General features: G+C 70.4%; 15 protein-coding genes and 1 riboswitch. Of the genes, 10 read left to right on the top strand and 5 right to left on the bottom strand.

The genetic code is table 11. The annotated features are described in order from the left end of the window. Positions 1-76: 76 nt before the first annotated feature. Entirely contained in the window at positions 77-859 is a 783-nt protein-coding gene (locus tag ABZ928_RS21365; RefSeq protein ID WP_361521052.1) for an SDR family oxidoreductase, read from the bottom strand. Positions 860-945: 86 nt separating this feature from the next. Here ABZ928_RS21365 and ABZ928_RS21360 point away from each other — a divergent pair, with 86 nt between their 5' ends. Then, complete coding sequence (locus ABZ928_RS21360; protein ID WP_361521049.1) at positions 946-1,800, top strand: helix-turn-helix transcriptional regulator; 855 nt, start codon at positions 946-948, stop codon at positions 1,798-1,800. A 54-nt stretch (positions 1,801-1,854) separates the two neighbouring features. On the opposite strand, the gene ABZ928_RS21355 is transcribed toward ABZ928_RS21360, so the two are convergent. Together ABZ928_RS21355 and gndA are read right to left on the bottom strand one after the other, a co-directional pair. Beyond that, on the bottom strand, positions 1,855-2,361 hold the full coding sequence (locus tag ABZ928_RS21355; protein ID WP_361521047.1) for a MarR family transcriptional regulator: 507 nt from the start codon (positions 2,359-2,361) through the stop codon (positions 1,855-1,857). Between the two features lie 138 nt (positions 2,362-2,499). Beyond that, on the bottom strand, positions 2,500-3,939 hold the full coding sequence (gene gndA / locus ABZ928_RS21350; RefSeq protein ID WP_361521044.1) for an NADP-dependent phosphogluconate dehydrogenase: 1,440 nt from the start codon (positions 3,937-3,939) through the stop codon (positions 2,500-2,502). Between the two features lie 286 nt (positions 3,940-4,225). Between gndA and ABZ928_RS21345 the strand changes: the two genes are divergently transcribed. After that, positions 4,226-5,671, top strand: coding sequence for a glyceraldehyde-3-phosphate dehydrogenase (locus tag ABZ928_RS21345; protein ID WP_361521042.1), 1,446 nt, complete (start codon positions 4,226-4,228; stop codon positions 5,669-5,671). Between the two features lie 187 nt (positions 5,672-5,858). Continuing rightward, positions 5,859-7,238, top strand: a complete 1,380-nt coding sequence (locus ABZ928_RS21340) for a Tat pathway signal sequence domain protein (protein ID WP_361521039.1) — start codon at positions 5,859-5,861, stop codon at positions 7,236-7,238. A 4-nt stretch (positions 7,239-7,242) separates the two neighbouring features. Here ABZ928_RS21340 and ABZ928_RS21335 read toward each other — a convergent pair whose 3' ends face one another. Continuing rightward, on the bottom strand, positions 7,243-7,842 hold the full coding sequence (locus ABZ928_RS21335; RefSeq protein ID WP_361521037.1) for a TetR family transcriptional regulator: 600 nt from the start codon (positions 7,840-7,842) through the stop codon (positions 7,243-7,245). Between the two features lie 31 nt (positions 7,843-7,873). Continuing rightward, complete coding sequence (locus ABZ928_RS21330; protein WP_361521035.1) at positions 7,874-9,928, bottom strand: discoidin domain-containing protein; 2,055 nt, start codon at positions 9,926-9,928, stop codon at positions 7,874-7,876. Positions 9,929-10,141: 213 nt separating this feature from the next. Between ABZ928_RS21330 and ABZ928_RS21325 the strand changes: the two genes are divergently transcribed. The 7 genes from ABZ928_RS21325 (at position 10,142) to ABZ928_RS21295 (ending at position 21,203) form a co-directional block, all read left to right on the top strand. Further along, positions 10,142-11,860: a DUF4062 domain-containing protein gene (locus ABZ928_RS21325; RefSeq protein WP_361521032.1), complete on the top strand. Its 1,719-nt coding sequence runs from the start codon at positions 10,142-10,144 to the stop codon at positions 11,858-11,860. Then, entirely contained in the window at positions 11,860-12,927 is a 1,068-nt protein-coding gene (locus tag ABZ928_RS21320) for a MoxR family ATPase (RefSeq protein ID WP_361521030.1), read from the top strand. Before ABZ928_RS21325 ends, ABZ928_RS21320 begins: the two co-directional genes overlap by 1 nt. Next, positions 12,924-17,117, top strand: a complete 4,194-nt coding sequence (fxsT, locus tag ABZ928_RS21315; protein WP_361521028.1) for an FxSxx-COOH system tetratricopeptide repeat protein — start codon at positions 12,924-12,926, stop codon at positions 17,115-17,117. The genes ABZ928_RS21320 and fxsT overlap by 4 nt, the downstream gene beginning before the upstream one ends. Before the next feature lie 351 nt (positions 17,118-17,468). Next, positions 17,469-18,320, top strand: coding sequence for an SDR family oxidoreductase (locus tag ABZ928_RS21310; RefSeq protein ID WP_361521026.1), 852 nt, complete (start codon positions 17,469-17,471; stop codon positions 18,318-18,320). Position 18,321: 1 nt separating this feature from the next. Further along, positions 18,322-18,987: a DNA alkylation repair protein gene (locus tag ABZ928_RS21305; protein ID WP_361521023.1), complete on the top strand. Its 666-nt coding sequence runs from the start codon at positions 18,322-18,324 to the stop codon at positions 18,985-18,987. Between the two features lie 147 nt (positions 18,988-19,134). Next, a riboswitch (SAM riboswitch) is annotated at positions 19,135-19,248 on the top strand. Positions 19,249-19,283: 35 nt separating this feature from the next. Then, complete coding sequence (locus ABZ928_RS21300; protein WP_361521020.1) at positions 19,284-19,400, top strand: putative leader peptide; 117 nt, start codon at positions 19,284-19,286, stop codon at positions 19,398-19,400. A gap of 183 nt (positions 19,401-19,583) precedes the next feature. Then, on the top strand, positions 19,584-21,203 hold the full coding sequence (locus tag ABZ928_RS21295) for an ABC transporter substrate-binding protein (RefSeq protein WP_361521017.1): 1,620 nt from the start codon (positions 19,584-19,586) through the stop codon (positions 21,201-21,203).

The raw sequence follows: 21,203 nt of genomic DNA, 5'->3' as shown, positions 1-21,203 counted from the left end.
TGTGTGCGACTGGTGTGTGACTGATAGGAGGGTGCTGAGCGGCGTGCGGTTGCGTGGGCCTGCGGGGTGCCTCGTGTCAGGCCCCGGCTCCGCCGTCCACAGGGACGATCGCGCCGGTCACCATCGAGGCGCGGTCGCTGAGGAGCCAGGCGGCGGCCTCGGCGACCTCGTGGGGCCGGGCCATGCGGCCGATCGGGGTGGCCGCGTTGTTGGCCGCGATGATGCCCGGGGTCGCCGCCTCCCACGCGTCGATCATCTCCGTGGCGGTGCCGCCGGGGGTGATGCCGTTGACGCGGATGCCCTGGGGTGCCCAGGTCACGGCGGCGGACTCGGTGATGCTGTTGAGGGCGCGCTTCATGGCGCCGTAGGCGGGGAGGACGGGGTTCGCGCGGCGGCTGCCGATGCTGGAGGTGTTGACGATCGCCCCGCCTCCGCCCCGTCGCATGAGCGCGGCCTCGGCGTTCATGGCGGTCCAGTGCGCGCGGAAGTTCACCGCGAACTGCTCCTCGATGTCCTCCTCGCTCGTCGCGTCGAGCGGACCGGGCCGCTGGATCGTCGCACCGTTGTTGAAGGCCCCGTCGAGCCGGCCGTGCAGCTCCTCGACACGGTCGATCGCGGCCCGGATGCTCGCGCGGTCGGCGAGGTCGAGGGGGACGGCGTCGGCGACGCCCCCGTCGGCGCGGATGTCGGAGACGACGCGGTCGAGAGCGCCGGTGCCGCGCGCGGCGAGCACGACGGCGGCGCCCTCGCGTGCGAAGAGCCGGGCCGCGGCGGCGCCGATGCCACGACTGGCGCCAGTGATGAACACGACCTTGCCGGTGAGCAGGCCGATCGGGTGGGTGTCGGTGTTGTTCGTCATGGCTCGCAGCCTGCGCGGCCCCGGGATCCGGATACAGGCACAGGTGGTACCAGGATGTGCCGCCGCGCGGCGTGCAGACTCGGGGTATGGACAAGCAGGAGCTCGCCGCGTTCCTCCGCGGCCGCCGTGAGCGGCTGCGGCCGCAGGACGTCGGTCTCCCCTCGGGTCCGCGACGCCGGACCCCGGGTCTTCGCCGTGAGGAGGTCGCGGTTCTCGCGCACATCTCCACGGAGTACTACGTCCGCCTTGAGCAGGCCAGGGCGCCGCGCCCATCGGGCGAGGTCCTCGCCGGGATCGCGGGCGCCCTGCGGCTCACCGACGCCGAGTCCGACCATCTGCACGTGCTGGCGGGCACCGCGCCCCGCCGTACCGGACTGCATCGCCGTGACGTCCGCCCCAGCGTCCTCGCGCTCCTCGACCGGCTGCCGCAGACCGCCGGCTTCGTCATCTCCGCGGCGTTCGAGGTGCTCGCGTGGAACGACCTCGCGGCCGCGCTCATGGAGGACTTCGGCCGGCTCGCCCCGGAGGACCGCAATCTCGCGCGGCGGGCGTTCCTCGGGCCCGCGGACACCGACGCACCGCTGTACGGGGTCTCGGACCTGGCGGATTTCCGGCACAGCGTCGTCATGGAGCTCCGGTCCGCCCTGGCCCGCTACCCGGCGGATCCCGAGGTGACCGGCCTCGTCGACGAACTCCGTGACTGCGCCCCCGAGTTCGCCCGGCTCTGGGAGCGGCACGACGTACAGGCCGCGCCGATGCTCACGAAGACCTTCCGGCACCCGGTCGTCGGTGAGATCACCGTCGCCTGCGACAAGCTGACGCTCACGGACCGCGACCAGCACCTCGTGCTCTACAGCGCGCCGGTGGGATCCCCCGACGCCGAGGCCCTGGCACTTCTCAATGTGCTGGGCGCTGAGGCCGGCGACTATCGGCGGCGGTAGCGGTACAGGGCACACGCCCATCGGCGTACGGCCATCGGCCCGGGGCCGGACCGCTCACCGGCGCCGCCACGGCAGTACCGCCGGATCGGTCTCCGCCGCCTCCGCGCGGTGCAGCGCGTCGCTCACCGCCTCCCCGATCTCCGCGAGTTGCGTCACCTGCTCCGGTGTGAGCGCGTCGAAGACGGCCCGCCGCACCGCCTCCACATGTCCGGGCGCGGCCGCCGACAGCACCGCGAAGCCCTCCTCGGTCAGCACCGCGAGCTGGCCGCGGCCGTCGGAGGGGTCGTCGCGCCGGGCGACGAGGCCGGACTCGCGCAGCCGGTTCACCGCGTGGGTGAGCCGGCTGCGGGTGATCTTGAGGCGCTGGGCGAGGTCGGACATGCCGAGAGTGTGGTCGGGTGCCGAGGAGAGGTGGACCAGCAGGCTGTAGTCGGCGTGCGTCATCCCGGCGTCGCGTCTCAGCTGACGGTTCAGATGGTCGTTGAGCAGCGTGGAGAAGTCGATGTAGGCCAGCCAGGCCCGTCGTTCCTCGGCGTTGAGCCAGCGTGGCGTCGTGGACATGGGCACCACCCTACCGAGCATTAACTTGAATCTTCAACCATAACGTGCGGGGCGTGCGAGGGGCGCCGACCCGGGCGACCGGACGACGCCTCGGCCGGACGACGCCCCGGCCGGACGCCCGGCGGCTGCTGAGCCGCGTCACTCCGAGGTCTCGGGCCGTCCCGGCGCCGCCCAGTGGGTGTGGAAGGTGCCGGGGCGGTCCGTGCGCCGGTAGGTGTGGGCGCCGAAGTAGTCGCGCTGGCCCTGGAGCAGCGCGGCGGGGAGGCGGTCGGCGCGCAGGGTGTCGTAGTGGGCGAGGGCGGCCGAGATCGCGGGGACCGGGATGCCGCGGCGGGCCGCCGAGGCCACCGTCTCGCGCCACGGCACCTGCGCGTCGGTGATCTCCATCGCGAACTCCATCTCGCCGAGCAGGCTGACCAGGTCACGGTCGGCGGCGTAGGCGGCGCGGATCCGGTCGAGGAAGGCGGCGCGGATGATGCAGCCGCCGCGCCAGATCCGGGCGACGGTGCCGAGGTCGATCTTCCAGCCGTACTCGGCGGCCGCGTCCTGGATCATCGTCCAGCCCTGGTCGTAGGCGACGACCTTCGAGGCGTACAGCGCGTGCTCGACCTGTGAGGTGAAGCGTTCGGCCTCGGTGCGGCTGAGCGGGGGTGTGGTGCCGCCGGGCAGTCCGCGGTAGGCGGCGCGCAGTTCGCGCTGGCCGGAGGCGGCGCGGGCGAAGGTCGCCTGGGCGACGGCGGTGACGGGCGAGGCCAGGTCGAGGGCGGTCTGCACGGTCCAGCGGCCCGTCCCCTTCTGGCCCGCGGCGTCCGCGACGATGTCGACGAAGGGCGCCCCGGTGGCCGGGTCGGTGTGGGCGAGGACCTCGGCGGTGATCTCGATCAGGTAGGAGCCGAGCCGGCCCTCGTTCCAGGTGCGGAAGACGTCCGCGATCTCGGCCGGGGTGTATCCGGCGACCTGGCGCAGCAGGTCGTACGCCTCCGCGATGAGCTGCATGTCGGCGTACTCGATGCCGTTGTGGACCATCTTCACGAAGTGCCCGGCGCCGTCGGTCCCGATGTGCGCGGCGCACGGCTCGCCGTCGACCTTCGCGCTGACGCGCTCGAACAGCGGGCCGAGCAGGGCGTACGACTCCTCGGAACCGCCCACCATGATGGACGGTCCGTGCAGCGCGCCCTCCTCGCCGCCGGAGATGCCGGTGCCGACGAAGTGGATGCCGCGGGCGCGCAGGGCTGCCTCGCGGCGCCGGGTGTCGGCGAAGTGGGCGTTGCCGCCGTCGACGATCATGTCGCCGGGCTCCAGGAGCGGGGCGAACTCCTCGACGACCGCGTCGGTGGCCGCGCCCGCCTGGACCATGATGATCAGCCGGCGGGGGCGTTCGAGCGCGGCGACGAACTCCTCGGCCGACCCGGCCGCGACGAACGTGCCCTCGTGGCCGAACTCCTCGACGAGCGCGCGGGTGCGGGCGCCGGACCGGTTGTGGACGGCGACGGCGACTCCGTGGCGGGCGAAGTTGCGCGCCAGGTTGCGGCCCATCACGCCCAGTCCGGTGACGCCGATGGCTGCGCTTGCGTTCATGAGGTCCGTCCCTTGGATCGATGGCGTGGTTCCGGGGCGCGCGGCCCCGTGTCCGCTGATACGCGTGGGAGGCCCGGTCTTCTCGATGCCGACTGACGGAGAGCCGCGCATGACCGCCATCCGCGCCGTGGGACGGGGGTCTGTCTGCTGGTCACGGCGCTGGACCTGCTGGCGGCCCGCACGCTGCGCCACTCGCAGCGGGCCCTTGGTCCCACCCCGTTCGAAGGGTCAAACAACCATGGGGTTAGCATATGAGCGCCACCCAGCTCGATCGAGAGATAGATCTGTGACTGTCAATGAGGACTCGTTCACCAATTGGAAGACCCGTGAGGAGATCGCGGAGTCGATGATCCCGATCATCGGGAAGCTGCACCGTGAGCGGGACGTCACCGTCCTGCTGCACAGCCGCTCCCTGGTGAACAAGTCGGTGGTCAGCATCCTCAAGACCCACCGCTTCGCCCGGCAGATCGCCGGCGAGGAGCTGTCGGTCGTCGAGACGCTGCCCTTCCTTCAGGCGCTCACCACCCTCGACCTGGGCCCGTCCCAGATCGACATCGGCATGCTCGCCGCGACCTACCGCGCCGACGACCGGGGCCTGTCCGTCGAGGCCTTCACCGCCGAGGCGGTCGCCGGTGCCACCGGCGCCAACAAGATCGAGCGCGGCGAGGGCCGCGACGTCGTCCTGTACGGCTTCGGCCGCATCGGCCGGCTCGTCGCCCGCCTCCTGATCGAGAAGTCCGGTTCCGGCAACGGTCTGCGCCTGCGCGCGATCGTCGTGCGCGGGGGCGGCGATCAGGACATCGTGAAGCGCGCGTCCCTCCTGCGCCGCGACTCGATCCACGGTCAGTTCCAGGGCACGATCACCGTCGACGAGGCGAACGACACCATCGTCGCCAACGGCAACGCGATCAAGGTCATCTACGCGAACGACCCGTCGGAGATCGACTACACCGCGTACGGCATCAAGAACGCCATCCTCATCGACAACACCGGCAAGTGGCGCGACCGCGAGGGCCTGTCCCAGCACCTGCGTCCCGGCGTCGACAAGGTCGTCCTGACGGCCCCCGGCAAGGGCGATGTCCCGAACATCGTGCACGGCGTCAACCACGACACCGTCAAACCGGACGAGCAGATCCTGTCCTGCGCGTCCTGCACCACCAACGCGATCGTGCCGCCGCTGAAGGCGATGGACGACGAGTACGGCGTGCTGCGCGGCCATGTGGAGACGGTCCACTCGTTCACCAACGACCAGAACCTGCTGGACAATTACCACAAGGCCGACCGCCGTGGCCGTTCGGCGCCGCTCAACATGGTGATCACGGAGACGGGTGCCGCCTCGGCCGTCGCCAAGGCGCTGCCCGACCTCAAGGCGCCGATCACCGGCAGCTCGATCCGCGTGCCCGTGCCGGACGTGTCCATCGCGATCCTCAGCCTGCGCCTGGGCCGTGAGACGTCCCGCGAGGAGGTCCTCGACTACCTCCGCGAGGTGTCGCTGACCTCGCCGCTCAAGCGCCAGATCGACTTCACGACGGCGCCCGACGCGGTCTCCAGCGACTTCATCGGCTCGCGCCACGCGTCGATCGTCGACGCCGGCGCGACCAAGGTCGACGGCGACAACGCGATCCTCTACCTCTGGTACGACAACGAGTTCGGCTACTCGTGCCAGGTCATCCGGGTCGTGCAGCATGTCTCCGGGGTGGAGTACCCGACGTTCCCGGCGACGGCGGTCTGATCCCCTTCCTCGTCAACTCCTCGTGAAAGCGGCTCCGGTGTTCCCGGGGCCGCTTCGCGTTTCCCAACCCGTTTCCCAACTACCGTGCGCAGCGAAGCCGTTGACCGGGTCTGTCCTCGACAGCAGAATGAGCGCGCGTGTCTGAGAGCGCTCTCAGATGTCCGTTCTTCAGCCTTCGAGGAGACCCATGACCGGCAGCCAGGGCCGCCCGGCGTTCGCCCGCCGCACACTCATCGGGACCGGGCTCGGTGCCGCGGTCCTCCTCGCGGCCGGTTCCGGCACCGCCCGCGCGGCGGACCGGGCCCCTGCCTCCGGACCGCGCCGGGCCTCCGGCTTCCTCGCCGCCGCCATGGACGCCTACCCGGACCACGGCACGATCCGGCTCGCCCAGAGCTACACCGATCAGGCGGGCCTGTTCAGCACGGCGTTCACCTACGACAACGCGCTCGCGATCCTGGCACTGCTGGCCTGCGGCACAGCGGAAGGCAGATCCCGGGCGACGGCACTCGGGGACGCGCTGCTCTTCGCGCAGGCCAACGACCCCGACCACACCGACGGCCGCCTGCGTCAGGCCTACAACGTGGGGCCGTACACCTTCTACGACGGCACGCTCCAGCCCGACGGGTTCGTGCGGGCGGACGGAAAGGCCAACATCGGCTGGCAGTTCGGGTTCACGGGGACCGCGGTGGGCGACATGGCCTGGGCGGGCATCGCCCTCGCCGCCCTCGCCCGCCGGACCGGGGAGCGCCGCTTCCTCGCGGGTGCCGTGCGGATCGGCGAGTGGATCGACAGGACCGGCAGGACCGACGAGCCGCTCGGTGGCTTCAAGTTCGGCGTCAACGGGGCGAACGAGAAGCTGCCGTTCACCTCGACCGAGCACAACACCGACCTGGTGGGCCTGTTCGGGCAGCTCGCCCGGCTGACCGGGGAGACGGTGTGGCGTGAACGGCGGGTGGTGGCCGGGGAGTTCGTGCGGCGGATGTGGGAGCCGGACGGCGGCTTCTTCTACACCGGCACCAATGACGGTGTGACGGTCAACAGGTCACCGATCCCCGAGGACACGCAGACCTGGACGCATCTGGCGCTCAGCTCACCCACGTATGAACGCTCATTGGACTGGTGCGCCACCGAACTCGCGGTGCTGGACACCCCCGACCGCCCCAACAGCACGATCCCGGCGGGCCAGTCGTACGAGGGCGTCACCTTCAGCTCCGCGAGTCTGCTGGCGAACGAGGGCGCACCGATCGCCGACGGCCAGCCCAAGCCCGACCGCAACGGCGTGTGGTTCGAGGGCACGGCCCACTTGGCCCTCGCCCTGCGTCACCGGGGCGCCTCGGGCGACGAGAAGCGTGCCCGGCGTCTGATCGCCTCGATCGAGCGGGCGCAGGATCTGCTGGGCGCCGACCAGACGCTGGGCGGCGAGGCGGCGCCCGCCCGGTCCGGGGTGGTCTCGGCGAGCAGCCCGCTCGACACGGGATTCGGGTTCGGCTACTACCCGTACCGGCACACCGGTGCCACGGCTTGGTACCTGCTGGCGGCGGCGAGGTCGAACCCGCTGTACGCGTAGGCGTTCAGTCCCCGGCCGTCACCAGCCCGGCGATATGGGCGGTGACGGTGTCGAGGATGTCGGTCCAGGCCGCCTCGTCGCCGAGTACCAGGTAGTTGAGGGTCAGCCCGTCGGTCATGGCGGCGAGGTAGCGGGCCAACGCCGAGACGGGGACCCGGAGTTCGAAGTCGATGTTCTGGCGCAGCTGCTCGATGAGCTCGGCGTACAGCTCGCCGTAGAGCTCGTACTGCCGTCGCGCCAGATGCTCGAACCCCGGCTCGCGCAGGGCGTACTGGGTGAGTTCGTAGGTCAGCATGTGCTCGTCGGGCTGGGCGCACACATGGTCCCAGTACGCCTGGAAGCCGGCCCGGACGGTCTCCTCCAGGGTCTCCCGGGGCTTGAGGGCCTCCTTCACGATGGTCACGTAGTGGTCGGTGATGGTGGTGATGACGGACTCGATCAGGGCCTGCTTGGAGTCGAAGCAGTAGTGGAAGACGCTCAGGGACACGCCCGCCTCGGCGGCGATGGACCGGGTCGTGGTCTTGGCCACGCCGTCCCGGGCCATCGCCCTGATCGCCGCTTCCGTCAGCTGCCGACGCCGTTCGGCCGACGGCATCCGTGCCATGGTGAGCCTCTCGTGCGCGTCAGACTGCTCGTCAGGCGCTGTTCACGCCGACCTCGTAGAGCGAGTATCCCCAGTCGGTGCCGCGGTCGAGGCCGTGGACACGGACGTAACGGGCCGGTGTGCCGGTGAACTTGGCCGTGTCGAGCCCGCCGTCGCCGGAGGTCGTGGACCACACGGTCTGCCAGTTGCTGCCGTCCGTGGAGAGCTCGATCCGGTACGACTTCCCGTACGCGCGCTCCCAGTCCAGCGTGACGCGCGAGACCAGGTTGGTGGCGCCGAGGTCGACCTGCCACCACTGGTCGTCGCTCCAGTCGCTGGCCCAGCGGGTGCCGTCGTCACCGTCCACGGCCCGGCCGGGCTGATAGCTGGTGAACGGATTGGACTCGCTCGAACTGGCCGTGGCCGTACGCCCCTTGGCGAGGTTGACCCCGGCCTGGTGCTGCTCGGACGCGCCCCAGGTGTCGAGGTAGGACTCGGCGCCGCGGAACAGGTCGTCGACGACGTCCTGACCGCCGACGAGCCGGATGTCCTCGATCCAGTCGGGGATCAGACCGACGTTGGCGCCGCCGTCGGTGTTGAAGTCGAACGTGCGCGAGCCGACGGTCTGCTTGTCGATGACGGAGCCGCCGTCGACGCTCTTGAAGGGGTACGTCACCTTGTTGGCGGCGTCGGCTCCGCGCGGGGCGGGGTGATCGCCGATGCCGTTGAAGTCGGTGCCGTAGCCGTAGCCCACGTCGTACTTCTCCCGCAGCGCGTCGGTCCGCTCGGCCTCCGCGCTGAACCCCTCGGAGCCGTGCATGTACTGGGCGACGAACCCGCCGAGCGAGTAGACGCGCTCGGTCCAGTTGAGGTCCATCCAGCTGTGCGAGGAGAGGACGCCCGGGTAGTCGGCGGCCTCGAACATGTCGAGCACCTGACCCGTGGCCTTGACGCTCATGTGGTCGATCTCCAGCATCATCTTGCGCTGCATCATGCCCTTGACGGCGTACTCGCCGAGCTGGGTGAGCCCGCGGACGTTGCACTGCGCGTCGTCGTCGTACGTCGGCACCTCGGTCCCGGCGGGCAGATCGGACTCGGCCTCCGACGCGGCCGTACCGATGGGGTTGTCGTGCTGCGGCCCGGTGCACTTCTCGGTCTGCCAGAAGGTGCCGGTCGACAGGAACTGCCCGACGTTGATGGCGGTGCCGAGCCCGCCCTCGTCGAAGCGGACACCGCACAGGGCGTTGTCGAACTTGTGGCACAGGAACATGCTGCGCACACCGAGGCCGTAGAGTTCGTCGAGCCCCTTGTCGATGTCCTCCTTGCTGCACTGCGCGATGTCGAGGATCTGCTTGCACCCGAAGGGCTCGGAGGTCTCGACGCCGAGAATGACGGCCAGCTTGCCCTGCTGGATGACCTGTCGCGCCTGCGCGCTGTCGGTGACGATCCGGAACCAGCCCTTGCCGGTGCCGCCGTACATCGCGTCGATGTAGTCCTGGAGCTGGTACGTCAGCTTCGCCTGGAGCCGGATCGAGGTCATCTCGTCACAACTGCGGTCCTTGAAGGGGTAGACGGAGCAGATCATCCCGTTGGTGACGAGGTCGTTGACGAGCACCCGCTGCCCACCGCGCCAGGCGCGCTCGATCCAGGCGTAGTAGTTCGCCTGGTGGGTCATCGAGTCGTACGCCGGCCAGTCCTTGAAGGTCGGCCAGCCGACCGGGTCGTGCTTGCCGTCGCCGCCGTGGGTGATGTAGTCGAAGATCGCGAGGGTGCCGTCGGGGTAGTGCTCGGGGCAGTCCTTCAGCGCGTCGGCGACACCGGCGGTGGAGAAGACCTTGCCGCAGATGAGACGGCCGCCGAAGGCCTCGTTGGAGAAGATGTGGTTGTGCGCGTCCACGAACCCGCGTACTTCACCGGCGGAGTTGGTGCCGGTGAAGGGCTCTCCGGTCACATTGATCTGCGAGTCGGGGTTGGGCCGGGCGGTCGGATTCCACCAGTCGCTCGCCGCCGCCGAACTGGGGGCGGGGCCGAGGAACAGGCCGACCAGGAGAAGGAGCAGCGATACGACGGTGACGTCTTTGCGTCTGCGGTGGGGACATCGAGTCATGGTCGGTACCACGCTCCTCGGTCGGCGGCATGCGGGTTGTCATGACCGGCGCAATCTGTGCGACGAGGATCGCTACTGCGGGGTAGCGAGTCAATAGTCCGGGACGCTTGACCTGATGGGGGAGGTCCGGGAACTCGCCCATGCCGGCTGCCGTGAGTGACTAACCTGGTGGACGGGGCTGTTCGAGCAAGGAGTTCATGACGGGGTGGATGCGTGACCAAACCGCGGCGGGTGTTTCTGAGCCATACGTCCGAGCTGCGGAGGCATCCGGAGAAGCGGTCGTTCGTGGAGGCCGCGGTGGAGGCCGTGCTCAGGGCCGAGCACCTGCCCAGCGACATGGAGTACTTCACCGCCCGGGAGGGCAATCCCGCCGACTACTGCCGTATGCAGGTCAAGAAGGCACACTTATACGTCGGGATCATCGGATTCCGTTACGGCTCGCCCGTTCCTGACCTGGAGCAGATCCAGTCCTACACCGAGCTGGAGTTCGAGACCGCCACTGAACTGGGCATGGATCGCCTGGTGTTCCTCCTGTCGGAGCAGCACGTCGTCGGGCTGCCGCCGGTGGCCGGCTGGGACGCGTACAAGATCCGGCAGGAGGCCTTCCGGGAGCGTCTGCTGAACTGCGGGATCACCGTGAGCGAGGTGCACAGCCCCGACCACCTCGCCTTCAAACTGCTCGACGCGCTGCACCAGCTGGGAGGCGGCGCCCCCGTACACGCTCCCCGGGTACCGGTGAGCCTGGATTCGCAGGCCTGGAAGCAGCTCAAGGATCTGCTGCACCGGGTGGATCCGGAGGGCTGGAGCAAAGAGGCCTATCGCTGGTCATTCGGCGTGAACGGAAAGGCGGGGCTGGCCGCGGCGCCGTTCGACGCGCCCTCCGGGGACCTGTACGACTGGGCGCTGGACCTCGACGCCCGCGAACAGGACAGTGCCGCACTGCCCAAGGTGGTGGCGTTCGCCCACGCGCTGGCCTCGGGGTTCAGCACCGCCAAGGGCGCGGCACGGCAACGGGGGTTCGCGCTGAACACCTGGGTGCGCGAGGTGCGGGAGCGACTCGGGCTGCCGGAACCGCCATCCGCGAGCGAGATCAACCGGCTCCGGATCTCGATGCTGGTCCGGCTGGAGCAGGACCCCCGCGAACCCTGTCAACTCCTGGCAGAAGTCCTGCTCCACCCGTCGCTCGATCCCTCCCTCTGGCAGCGCGTCCAGCCACCGGAGAACGCGACCGGCCCCCTCAGAGTGACCATGAACGGCGCACGTGATCTGGTGCGGCAATGTCTGGACAGCTTCCTGGAGGAAGCCCGGGCCTTCTGTGATCAGGCGGTCGGCCACGCGCAGCCGCCCCATCTGGAACGCGTCGAGTTCGAGGTCACCGAAGCGTTGCTGGAGACCGAGTTCGACCAGTGGGTGTGCGGTGACGACCCCTATCTGTCGCAGCGGCTCGGCGAGCAGTACGAAGTGATCGTCCGGTGTCCGAGCGCCCGGGACCTCCCGAACTCCCCTTCCCTCTGGTACAGCCGCTGGGCCTGGCTGGCCCGCTGCGGCGGCACCGCGGGCGAGGCCACCAGCTGGCTCGGTGACCTGAGCATCGAAGAACTGCGCCGTCACGTCTCCCGCTGGGCGAAGTACGAGCATCCGGCCTGTGTCGCCATCACGGCGAACGACGCCGGGCCCGCCCGGCACGCGGCGCTGCGTTCCGGAATCCCGGTCATCGTCTGGCAGCGCTCCGGTGACCCGCGCGACGCGACGTCCCCCGGGCTCCAGGAGCTCCTGCCCATCGCGGACGTCACCGAACTTCCCCGGGCCGTCAAGGAACTCCGCGCCGACCCCGACCTCCCGCCCGCCGCACAGACCGGCGTGGTCCTGCTCTGGGACGATCCCGACCATCCCCTCGCGACCGTCCCTCTGACCGACGCGAGCTTCATCTGATGACTCACCCCGCACCCGAAACGCCCACGACCGGAGGCGCCGTGAACGACTGGTGGATCTACAAGGGCGAGGGCTCGGCCATCGAAAGGCTCGGCCGGCTCGCCGCACACCAGCCGCCCTGGCGGGTCTTCGACGGCGTCATCGACCACGGCTACGCCGTCCCGTCGCTGAGCGAGCCGGACCGGGAGCGGGGCGCCGGCTACATCGCCGACGCCCCCGAGATCGAGCTCGTCAACACCGCGCTGTATCTGCGCCGCCCGCTGCTCGTCACGGGGGTTCCCGGCGTGGGCAAGTCCACGCTGGCCCACAGCATCGCCGAGGACCTGGACCTCGGCCCGGTCCTGCGGTGGCCCGTCACCAGCCGAACCACCCTGCGGGACGGTCTGTACCGCTACGACGCGTTGCGCCGGCTGGAGGACGCCAATCTGCGTCGGCTGGGGAAACGTCGCGGGGCCGGCACCGGAGCGAGTGACAGCATCGGCCGCTATCTCCAACTCGGGCCTCTCGGCACGGCGTTCCTCCCGTCCACGCAACCGCGCGTGCTGCTCATCGACGAGATCGACAAGGGCGACATCGATCTGCCGGGCGATCTCCTGACGGTCCTGGACGAGGGGCGCTTCGACATTCCGGAGCTCATCCGGATGTCCGAGTCCGCGCCGAAGGTGCTCGTGAGCACGGACGACGACCAAGCGCGCAAGGCTTGGATCACGGACGGCAGGGTGCGCTGTCAGGCCTTTCCGGTCGTCGTCCTCACCAGCAACGGCGAGCGGGAGTTCCCACCCGCCTTTCTGCGCCGGTGCATTCGGCTCAACCTGCCGCTGCCCGACAAGGGAAAACTGCACCGCATCCTCGTACAACGCATCGGTCAGGAGGCGGCCGACGCTGCCCAGGCGCCGAACGGCGTCATCGACACCTTCCTCAAGCGGCGCAGCAACGGTGAACTGGCGACGGACCAACTGCTGAACGCGGTCCAGCTACGGCTGGCCGGCGCCTGGACGGCTCCCTCGGACCTCGAGGACCTGGCCGACGCGACCATGCACCAGTTGAGCGGGCCCGGCGCCCAGTGATCTCGGACCTCCTCCCGCTGCTGGCCCAGGGCGGCGTGGACGATCCCACACCCGAGGAACTGGCGGACATCCTGTGGCTCGCTCAGCGGGTGCTGCCCCAAGGCCCTGCTCCGGGGCCCACCGACGCCCCGACGGCCCCGGAGGTCGCGCCGCCGGACCTGCCGGGGGAGGAAACCGGACACACCCCGCGGTCCACGGAGCCCTCCCAGGACGCGGCGGAAGTCGTCACGGACGACGAGGCCCTGGACCTCCATGTCACCGGCGGCGAGTGCGACACGTCCGGCGACGCCCCGACCGGCACGCCCGTCCAGGTACCGGCCGCCGCGTCCCTGCCCCACGCTCTGGCGCTGGCCCGGGCGTTGAAGCCGCTCGCCCGCAAGGTTCCGTCCCGGACCGCGTTCGCACTCGACGAAGAGGCCACCGTCGCCCGGCTGGTCGACGAGGATCTCCTGATCCCGGTCCTGCGTCCCGAACCCTCCCGGTGGCTCGGTCTGACCCTGGTGGTCGACCGCGGCCCGTCCATGAGCCTGTGGGAGGACGAGGTCCATGAATTCCAGCAGGAGGTGACCCGGCTGGGAGCCTTCCGTCATCTGCGGCGCTGGAATCTGCTGCCCGCCGCCGACGGCACCGCCGTGGAACTCCGGCCGCACCCTGTGTCGGACCGTCCGGCACGGCCGCCCAGGGAGGTGCTGGACCCCGCGGGTGATCAGCTGATCCTGGTGCTCAGCGACACCGTCGGCGCGATGTGGCGCACCGGCGCGGCGCACCGGTTGCTGGCCGACTGGGCCCGCCACTCCCAGGTGGCCCTGGCCCATCTGCTCCCGAGTTCCCTCTGGAACCGCGTCGGGACGGCAGCCGCGCCGACCCCGTTGCACATCCCCCGGCCGGGACTGCCCAACGCCCGCTGGAAGGTCGTACGCCCGGAGCGGACGTCCGCGCACCCGGCGGCCGGTGGCATCCCGGTCCCGGTCGTCGAGCTCGACCCGGTGCCGGTGCGGGCCTGGGCGGAGATGACGGCGGGCAGCGGCCGCTGGACCACGTCGGCGGCCCTGTTCCTGTCCGACACTCCCAGGGGAGTGCGCGGCCGCCCCACCGGAGCACCGGTCACCGTGTCGGCGGAGGAGGCGATCCGCCGTTTCCGCGCCTCGTCCACTCCCCTGGCCTGGCGGCTGGCCGGGCTGCTGTCCGCACACTCCCCGGTGACCGTTCCGCTGGCCCGGCTGGTGCAGCGGGCCTTGCTGCGGGACTCGTCCCGGGGCGACCTGGCCGCGGTCTTCCTCGGCGGACTTCTCCGCCGTGCCGACGCGACCCCGGCGGACAGCCCGCTGCACTTCGAGTTCGCGACGGAGGTCCGCGAGGCCCTTCTCGCCGCGCAGTTCCGCGAGGACGCGGAAGCGGTCCAGGAACTGGTCCGGACCCAGCTCACCGCGTACCTCAGACCTCGCTACGGCAGCACCCGCACGGTCCGCGGGGCCGCTGTCGGGGCGGCACAAGAAAGGTTGTCGGTGCCGGTCGAGGGCGATCCGTATGCCAGGGCTTCGCGCGAGGACGTGGCCCGGATGGGGGCCACCGTGTCCGCCACGCCGGGCGCGGGGGAATCGCCCGACACTTCGCCGACGGTGTTCCTCAGCTACGCCGGACCGGACCGGGTGTGGGCCGAGTGGGTGGGCTGGCAGCTGGAGCGAGCCGGGTACGTGGTCGAGCTGGATCGTAAGACTCTGCGGTCCGGGGGCGACTTCGTCCGATGGATGGACGAGGCGCTCCGGCGGGCGAGCGTGGTGGTGGCGTTGGTCTCGCGGTCCTACGTCTCGTCCGAACCCCGAGCCGAGGCGCCCTGGCGGGACGGCGTACTCCCACTCGTGATCGAGCCCTTGACCCACACCGGCCCGGACCTGCCACTGCCCTACCCGGGCACGTCATTGCACGGCCTTGAAGAGTCCGACGCCGTGGCCATCCTTCTCCAGGCTGTCGGGGCGTTGGCGCGGCCCGCCCGCAGGCCCACCGCCGACGGGCCGCGTCCCTCGGTGGCACCCACGCCCAGGCTGCCCGGCGCCTCCGGCGGGCCGCGTGTGTGGAACATCCGACGGCGCAATCCCGACTTCGTCGGCCGCGATGATCTGCTCGACCGGGTCCGCGACATCCTGATCACCCGACGACGGGCCAGGATTCAAGCCCTGCACGGCTTGGGCGGGATCGGAAAGAGTCAGGTCGCGGTGGAGTACGCTCACCGTTTCGCCAGCCAGTACGACATCATCTGGTGGGTCGAGGCCGAACAAGCGAACCAACTCCCGGTGAGCTACGCGGAGTTGGCCGAGCGGCTGGAAATCGGGCGCCCGGACGCGGGCATCCAGCCCAACAGTCAGGCCTTGCTCCAACACCTCAGCACGACGGAGCGCTGGCTCATCATCCTGGACGGCGCGGAGGATCCCCAGGCCTTGGCCCCGTGGCTCCCCGAAGGGCCGGGCCATGTACTGGTCACCTCCCGCGACCCTTCCTGGCAACGGCTGGTCCCCGGAGTCGACGTGGACACGTTCTCCCGGGCCGATTCCGTGCGCTTGCTGACCAGCCGCACTCCCACGCTCACAGAGGAACAGGCGGGAGCCCTGGCCGAGGATCTCGGCGACCTTCCGCTGGCACTGGCCCAGGCCGCGGGAGTCATCGAAACGGGTATCCCCGTTGAGCGGTATCGCGCGCTCCTCGCAACCATGACCGCGCGCATCCTCGGGGAAGGCAAGCCGCACGGCTATCCGGCGTCCGTGTCGGCAACGGTGAACATCGTCGCCGACCGACTGGAGGAGGAGAACCCCGCCGCCTCGGGCCTCCTGCTGCTAGGCGCCTACTTCGCGCCCGAGCCGATCCCCGTGGCCTGGCTGACGCCCGCCCGCGACAGCTTGACGACGACCTCATTCGCCCCGGACGACCTCCTGCGGACGAATGGTGCTCTGTACGCGCTCGCCCGGTACGGCGCGGCCACCGTCACCGGCGACCGATTCCAGATCCACCGCTTGACCCAAGCCGTCCTCCGCGAGCGGACCAGCGGGGCACAGGCCGCCGCGCTGCGCCAGGGCGTCGCCCTCCTCCTCGCCGCCGCCGACCCCGGTGATCCTCACCTCCCCGAGAACTGGGCCCAATGGGCGTCGCTGACCTCGCATCTGACCGGACGTCCGGACGCCCACAGCGACGACGACGTGCTCCGTGAGCCCCTCTTCCGTTCGGTGCGCTATCTCCTCCAGAGCGGCCAGGCGGACGCGGCGCTCGCCATGGCCGGCGACTTCCGCGCAAGGCGAGTCGACACCTTCGGGGAAGACGATCCCGACAGCTTGACGTGGACCGACCTTCTCGTCGAGGCGACGGCGCAGACCGGGGCCTACACGGACGCCCGCCGTCTGGCCGAGGACGTCTTCGCACGCCGCCGCCGCGTCCTCGGGGAGGACCACCCCGACACCCTCACGTCCACGGACAACCTGGCCGGCACCCTGCACCTGCTCGGTGACCACACCGAGGCCCACCGGCTGCACGAACTCACCCTCCGCCGCCGCCGGACGGTGCTGGGTGAGGACCACCCCGACACCCTCACCTCCGCGAGCAACCTGGCGGCCGCCCTCAGCGAGCTCGGTCACCGGAGCGAGGCGCATCGGCTGGCCGAGGACGTCCTCGCACACCGCCGCCGCGTCCTGGGCGACGACCATCCCGACACCCTCACGTCCGAGCATGGCCTCGTCAGCAGTCTGAGTGCGCTCGGTGACCTCGCCCAGGCACACGGGCTGGCCGAGGACGTCCTCGCCCGCCGCCGCCGCGTCCTCGGGGAAGACCACCCCGACACCCTCGCCTCCTTGGACGTCCTCGGCCACACTCTGAGCGATCTCGGCCGGCACGCCGAGGCGCGCGCGGTCGCTGAGGACCTTCTTGTACGCCGTCGTCGCGTCCTCGGCGACGATCACCCGGCGACGCTGTCCGCCGCCCGTCATCTGGCCGTCGCGCTCTACAGCCTGCACTCCTACTCGGATGCCGAGCCTCTGCTCCAGGACACGCTCGCCCGCAGTCGCCGGGTCCTCGGTGAGGCGCATCCGAGCACCGTGAACACCATCAGGTTCCTCGCCTCGGTGCTGACGGCGATGGGCAAGCGGTTCCAGGCTCAGAAGCTCCTGACTCCACTGGGCAGACGCGCCGGTTCACACAAGCGCCGCTGACCTCGACTCCTCGTCCCCCGCCCCCCGTCCCCCGTCCCCCGTCCCCCGGAAGGGGGTTCCGTGCCCAGCCACCGACACCGCACTGTCCGAGTGCTGACACACCAACCATCCCCCTCGTACTCGCGGCAGCCCTTCACGACGGCCCGTCGCGGACTTCGACCCCGCCACGACCGACTACCGGGTCCGGACCGCCGATCCGGCCCGGGCCGTGGTCACGGCGACGCCACGCGACCCGTACGCGGACGGCACACCGGATTTCGGCACGCCGGTCGCGCGGGGCGTCCCGCTGACGGCAAAGTCCGGGGAGTAGCTTGACGCACTCCGACGATCTGCGAAGGAAGTGACTGGATCATGCCCGAGCCGGCTGTGGTCGTCACCGGAGCCACCGGACGTCTCGGCGGGCGTGTCGCCCGTCGGCTGGCCGAGGAGGGCGTGCCGCAACGGCTGTTGGTGCGCAGTCCCGAGCGGGCGCCGCGGCTGCCCGGCGCCACGGCCGTCCGTGGCAGTTACGACGATCACGACGCCGTCGTGCACGGCCTCACCGGCGCGGAGACGCTCCTCATGGTCTCCGCGTCGGAGAGCGTCGACCGGCTCGCCCATCACAAGGCCTTCGTGGACGCCGCCGTCGAGGCGGGCGTACGGCATGTCGTGTACGTCTCCTTCTTCGGCGCGGCCCCCGACGCGACGTTCACGCTCGCCCGGGACCACTTCCACACGGAGGAGCACATCCGGGCCAGCGGGCTGGCGTGCACGTTCCTGCGGGACAACCTCTACGCCGAGTTCGTGCCCGACCTGGCCGGCGCGGACGGTGTCATCCGTGGTCCGGCCGGGCAGGGGCGGGCCGCTTTCGTCTCCCAGGACGACATCGCGGACGCCGCCGCCGCGGTCCTGGCCCGGCCGGGCGAGCACGCCGGTGCCACGTACGACCTGACGGGGCCCGAGTCGCTGTCGCTGGCGGAGGCGGCGGCCGTTCTGACCGAGGTGCGGGGCCGTACGGTCACCTACCACCCCGAGACGGTCGAGGAGGCGTACGCCTCGCGTGCCTCCTACGGCGCCCCGCCGTGGCAGCTCGACGCCTGGGTGTCGACGTACACGGCCATCGCGGCGGGCGAGCTGGACGGTGTGAGCGACGCGGTGGCCCGGCTGACCGGCCACCCCGCCACTCCGCTCGCCGATGTCATCCGTGGCATGACGGGAGGCTGAGATGGCCGAGGCGACGGTGGCCGAGGTGATGGCCGCGCTGGCAGGCCTGGAGGACGCGAAGACGCGAGCGGTCAACGAGCGGCACGGTGACGATCACGGGGTGAACCTCGGGAAGCTGCGCGCGCTCGCGAAGCGGCTGCGGGCCCAGCAGGAACTCGCCGTGCAGCTCTGGGAGACGGGGGACAGCGCGGCCCGGCTGCTGGCGCTGCTGATCTGCCGCCCGAAGGCGTTCAGCCGTGACGAGCTGGACGTCATGCTGCGTGCGGCACGCACCCCCAAGGTGCACGACTGGCTCGTGAACTACGTCGTGAAGAAGAGCCCGCACGCGGAGGAACTGCGACTGGCGTGGTCCGCCGATGCGGATCCCGTCGTCGCGAGCGCGGGGTGGGCCCTGACCACCGAACGCGTGGCCAAGAAGCCTCAGGGACTCGACCTCGCCGGGCTGCTCGACGTCATCGAGGCGGAGATGAAGGAGGCCCCGGACCGCCTCCAATGGGCGATGAACCACTGCCTGGCCCAGATCGGCATCGACCACGCCGAGCACCGCGCTCGTGCCATCGGCATCGGTGAGCGCCTGGGAGTGCTCAAGGACTATCCGACGCCCCCGGGTTGCACGTCTCCGTTCGCACCCGTCTGGATCAGCGAGATGGTGCGGCGGCAGCGCTAGCCGCCATGGATGCGCGGACCACGGAGCGGGGTACGGCCCGGGGTACGGCCGCCCGCGTCCCGGCACGTGAGACGGCACCGCCTTCCCGCCCAGGCCACACCAGTACGGCATTGACGTACGTCAATTCGGCTCCGTAGCATCGCGATCGGCATTGAGTGTCAGCGTCAAGCCCTGGCTCGCTGACCGGCAACCCTCCCGCGCGGTGGGGTGCTCCAGGTGAAAGCCCGGCGGGATCATCGACGATTCCCGCAAGCGCGTGGCCCCGGGAACGGGGCCGGAGATGAGGGGGGACCGGTATGCGGCAGTACGTCGATCCGGCTGTCTCCTTCGGCGACGCCACCGCGTTCTCCCGGCTCTCGCGCCGGCGCCACATCGATCTGAAGCGCTCGACCAGCTGCCTCTGTCCGGCCTGACGAGTCCGCCCGCCGTCAGCTGACGTCCGTCACCGGCCGCGGTGCGCCCCTGCTCCCCTTCTCCCTTCCTTTCCCCACACCTTTCCGCGCCACCGGCCCTCTCGGTGCCGTCCTTCACCCGGGCATGGCCGTGCCTCGTACGGCACCCCCATGTCTGGTGACACGAGTAGGAGAAACCCCTCCGTGACAGCTCTCCCGGTTTTCAGAACCCCCCGATGGGCGGCGCTCACCGCCCTGCTCACCACCAGCGTGCTGCTGACCGCCTGCGGGTCGGGCACCGACGACTCCGGCGCCGGCGGTGGCAAGCCGAAGTCCGGCGGCACCCTGACCTTCGCGGTGGGTTCGGACGCCGGCTGCGTGGATCCGCAGCAGGTCGCCAGCAACGACACCATCTACTCGGTACGTCAGACCGTGGACTCCCTGACCGACCAGGACCCCAAGACCGGCAAGATCGTGCCGTGGCTGGCGAAGAGCTGGGACATCAGCGCCGACACCAAGACGTTCACCTTCCATCTCCGGTCCGGCGTCACTTTCAGCGACGGGTCCGAGCTGACCGCGCAGGTGGTGAAGGACAACTTCGACGCGGTACCGAAGCTCGGCGCCCTCGCGACGCTGGCCCAGGGCTACTTGAGCGGAGTCGAGAGCACCACCGTGGTCGACCCGCTCACCGTTAAGGTGACCTTCAAGGAGCCCAACGCCCAGTTCCTGCAAGCCACTTCGACGCACTCGCTGGGCATCGAGTCATCGGCGAGCGTGAAGAAGACCCCGCAGCAGAAGTGCAGTGACGGGATCGTCGGCTCCGGGCCCTTCGTTCTGAAGCAGTACGTGCAGAACCAGTCGATCACGCTGGCCAAGCGCACCGGCTACGCCTGGGGCTCCTCGCGGTGGTCCAAGACAGGCGAGGCCTACCTGGACAAGCTGGTGTTCAAGGTCGTACCGGAGGCGGGCGTTCGGGCCGGCAGTCTCCAGTCCGGGCAGGTGGACGCGATCGCCAGCGTCGGCAAGGCCAACGAGGCGGCGCTCAAGGGCGGCCAGGTCACCCTTCAGCGGCGCGCCAACCCCGGTGTGGTGTTCGGCCTCGGGCTCAACAACTCGCGGCCGGTCCTCAAGGACGCCAAGGTGCGCCAGGCGATCCTGTTCGCCATCGACCGCGAGCAGATCGCCGACACCGTCTTCCCGACCGGCACCCAGGCGGCCACCAGCATCCTCGCCCACACCACACCCGACTACACGGACCTCTCCTCGGACCTGGCCTTCGACGCGGCCAAGGCGAAGTCCCTGCTGGACTCCGCCGGTTGGAAGCCCGGCAGCGACGGCATCCGCACGAAGGACGGCAAGAAGCTCGCCCTGACCGTCACCTGGATCCCCAACTCGGCCACCAACCAGCCCGCGTTGGAGCTGATACAGCAGCAACTCAAGGACGTGGGCGTCGAGATCACGCTCCAGCAGGTCCAGGTCACCCAGCTGGCGCCGAAGTTGCAGTCCGGCGACTACGACGCGGCCTGGGGCAACGTCACCCGTGCCGACCCGGACATCCTGCGCAGCTCCTTCTCCACCAAGCTGGCCAACTTCTACCGCGTACCGGCGGGCAGCCTCGACACCACGCTGACCGCGCAGGCCGCGACCACGGACGCCGGGAAGCGTGAGCGACTGGTCGGCGTGGCACAGGAGCTGATCGTCCAGAACGCCTACTACGCGCCGGTGGTGGAGCTCCAGACCCAGCTGGGTGTCTCGACCAAGGTGCACGACCTGAACTTCGACGCCTCCAGCCGGATCCAGCTGCACGACACCTGGATCGGCTAG

Origin of the sequence: Streptomyces sp. NPDC046909 (assembly GCF_040644695.1) — a bacterium.
Lineage (GTDB): Bacteria > Actinomycetota > Actinomycetes > Streptomycetales > Streptomycetaceae > Streptomyces.
This window is presented reverse-complemented; position numbering and strand designations above follow the sequence as displayed.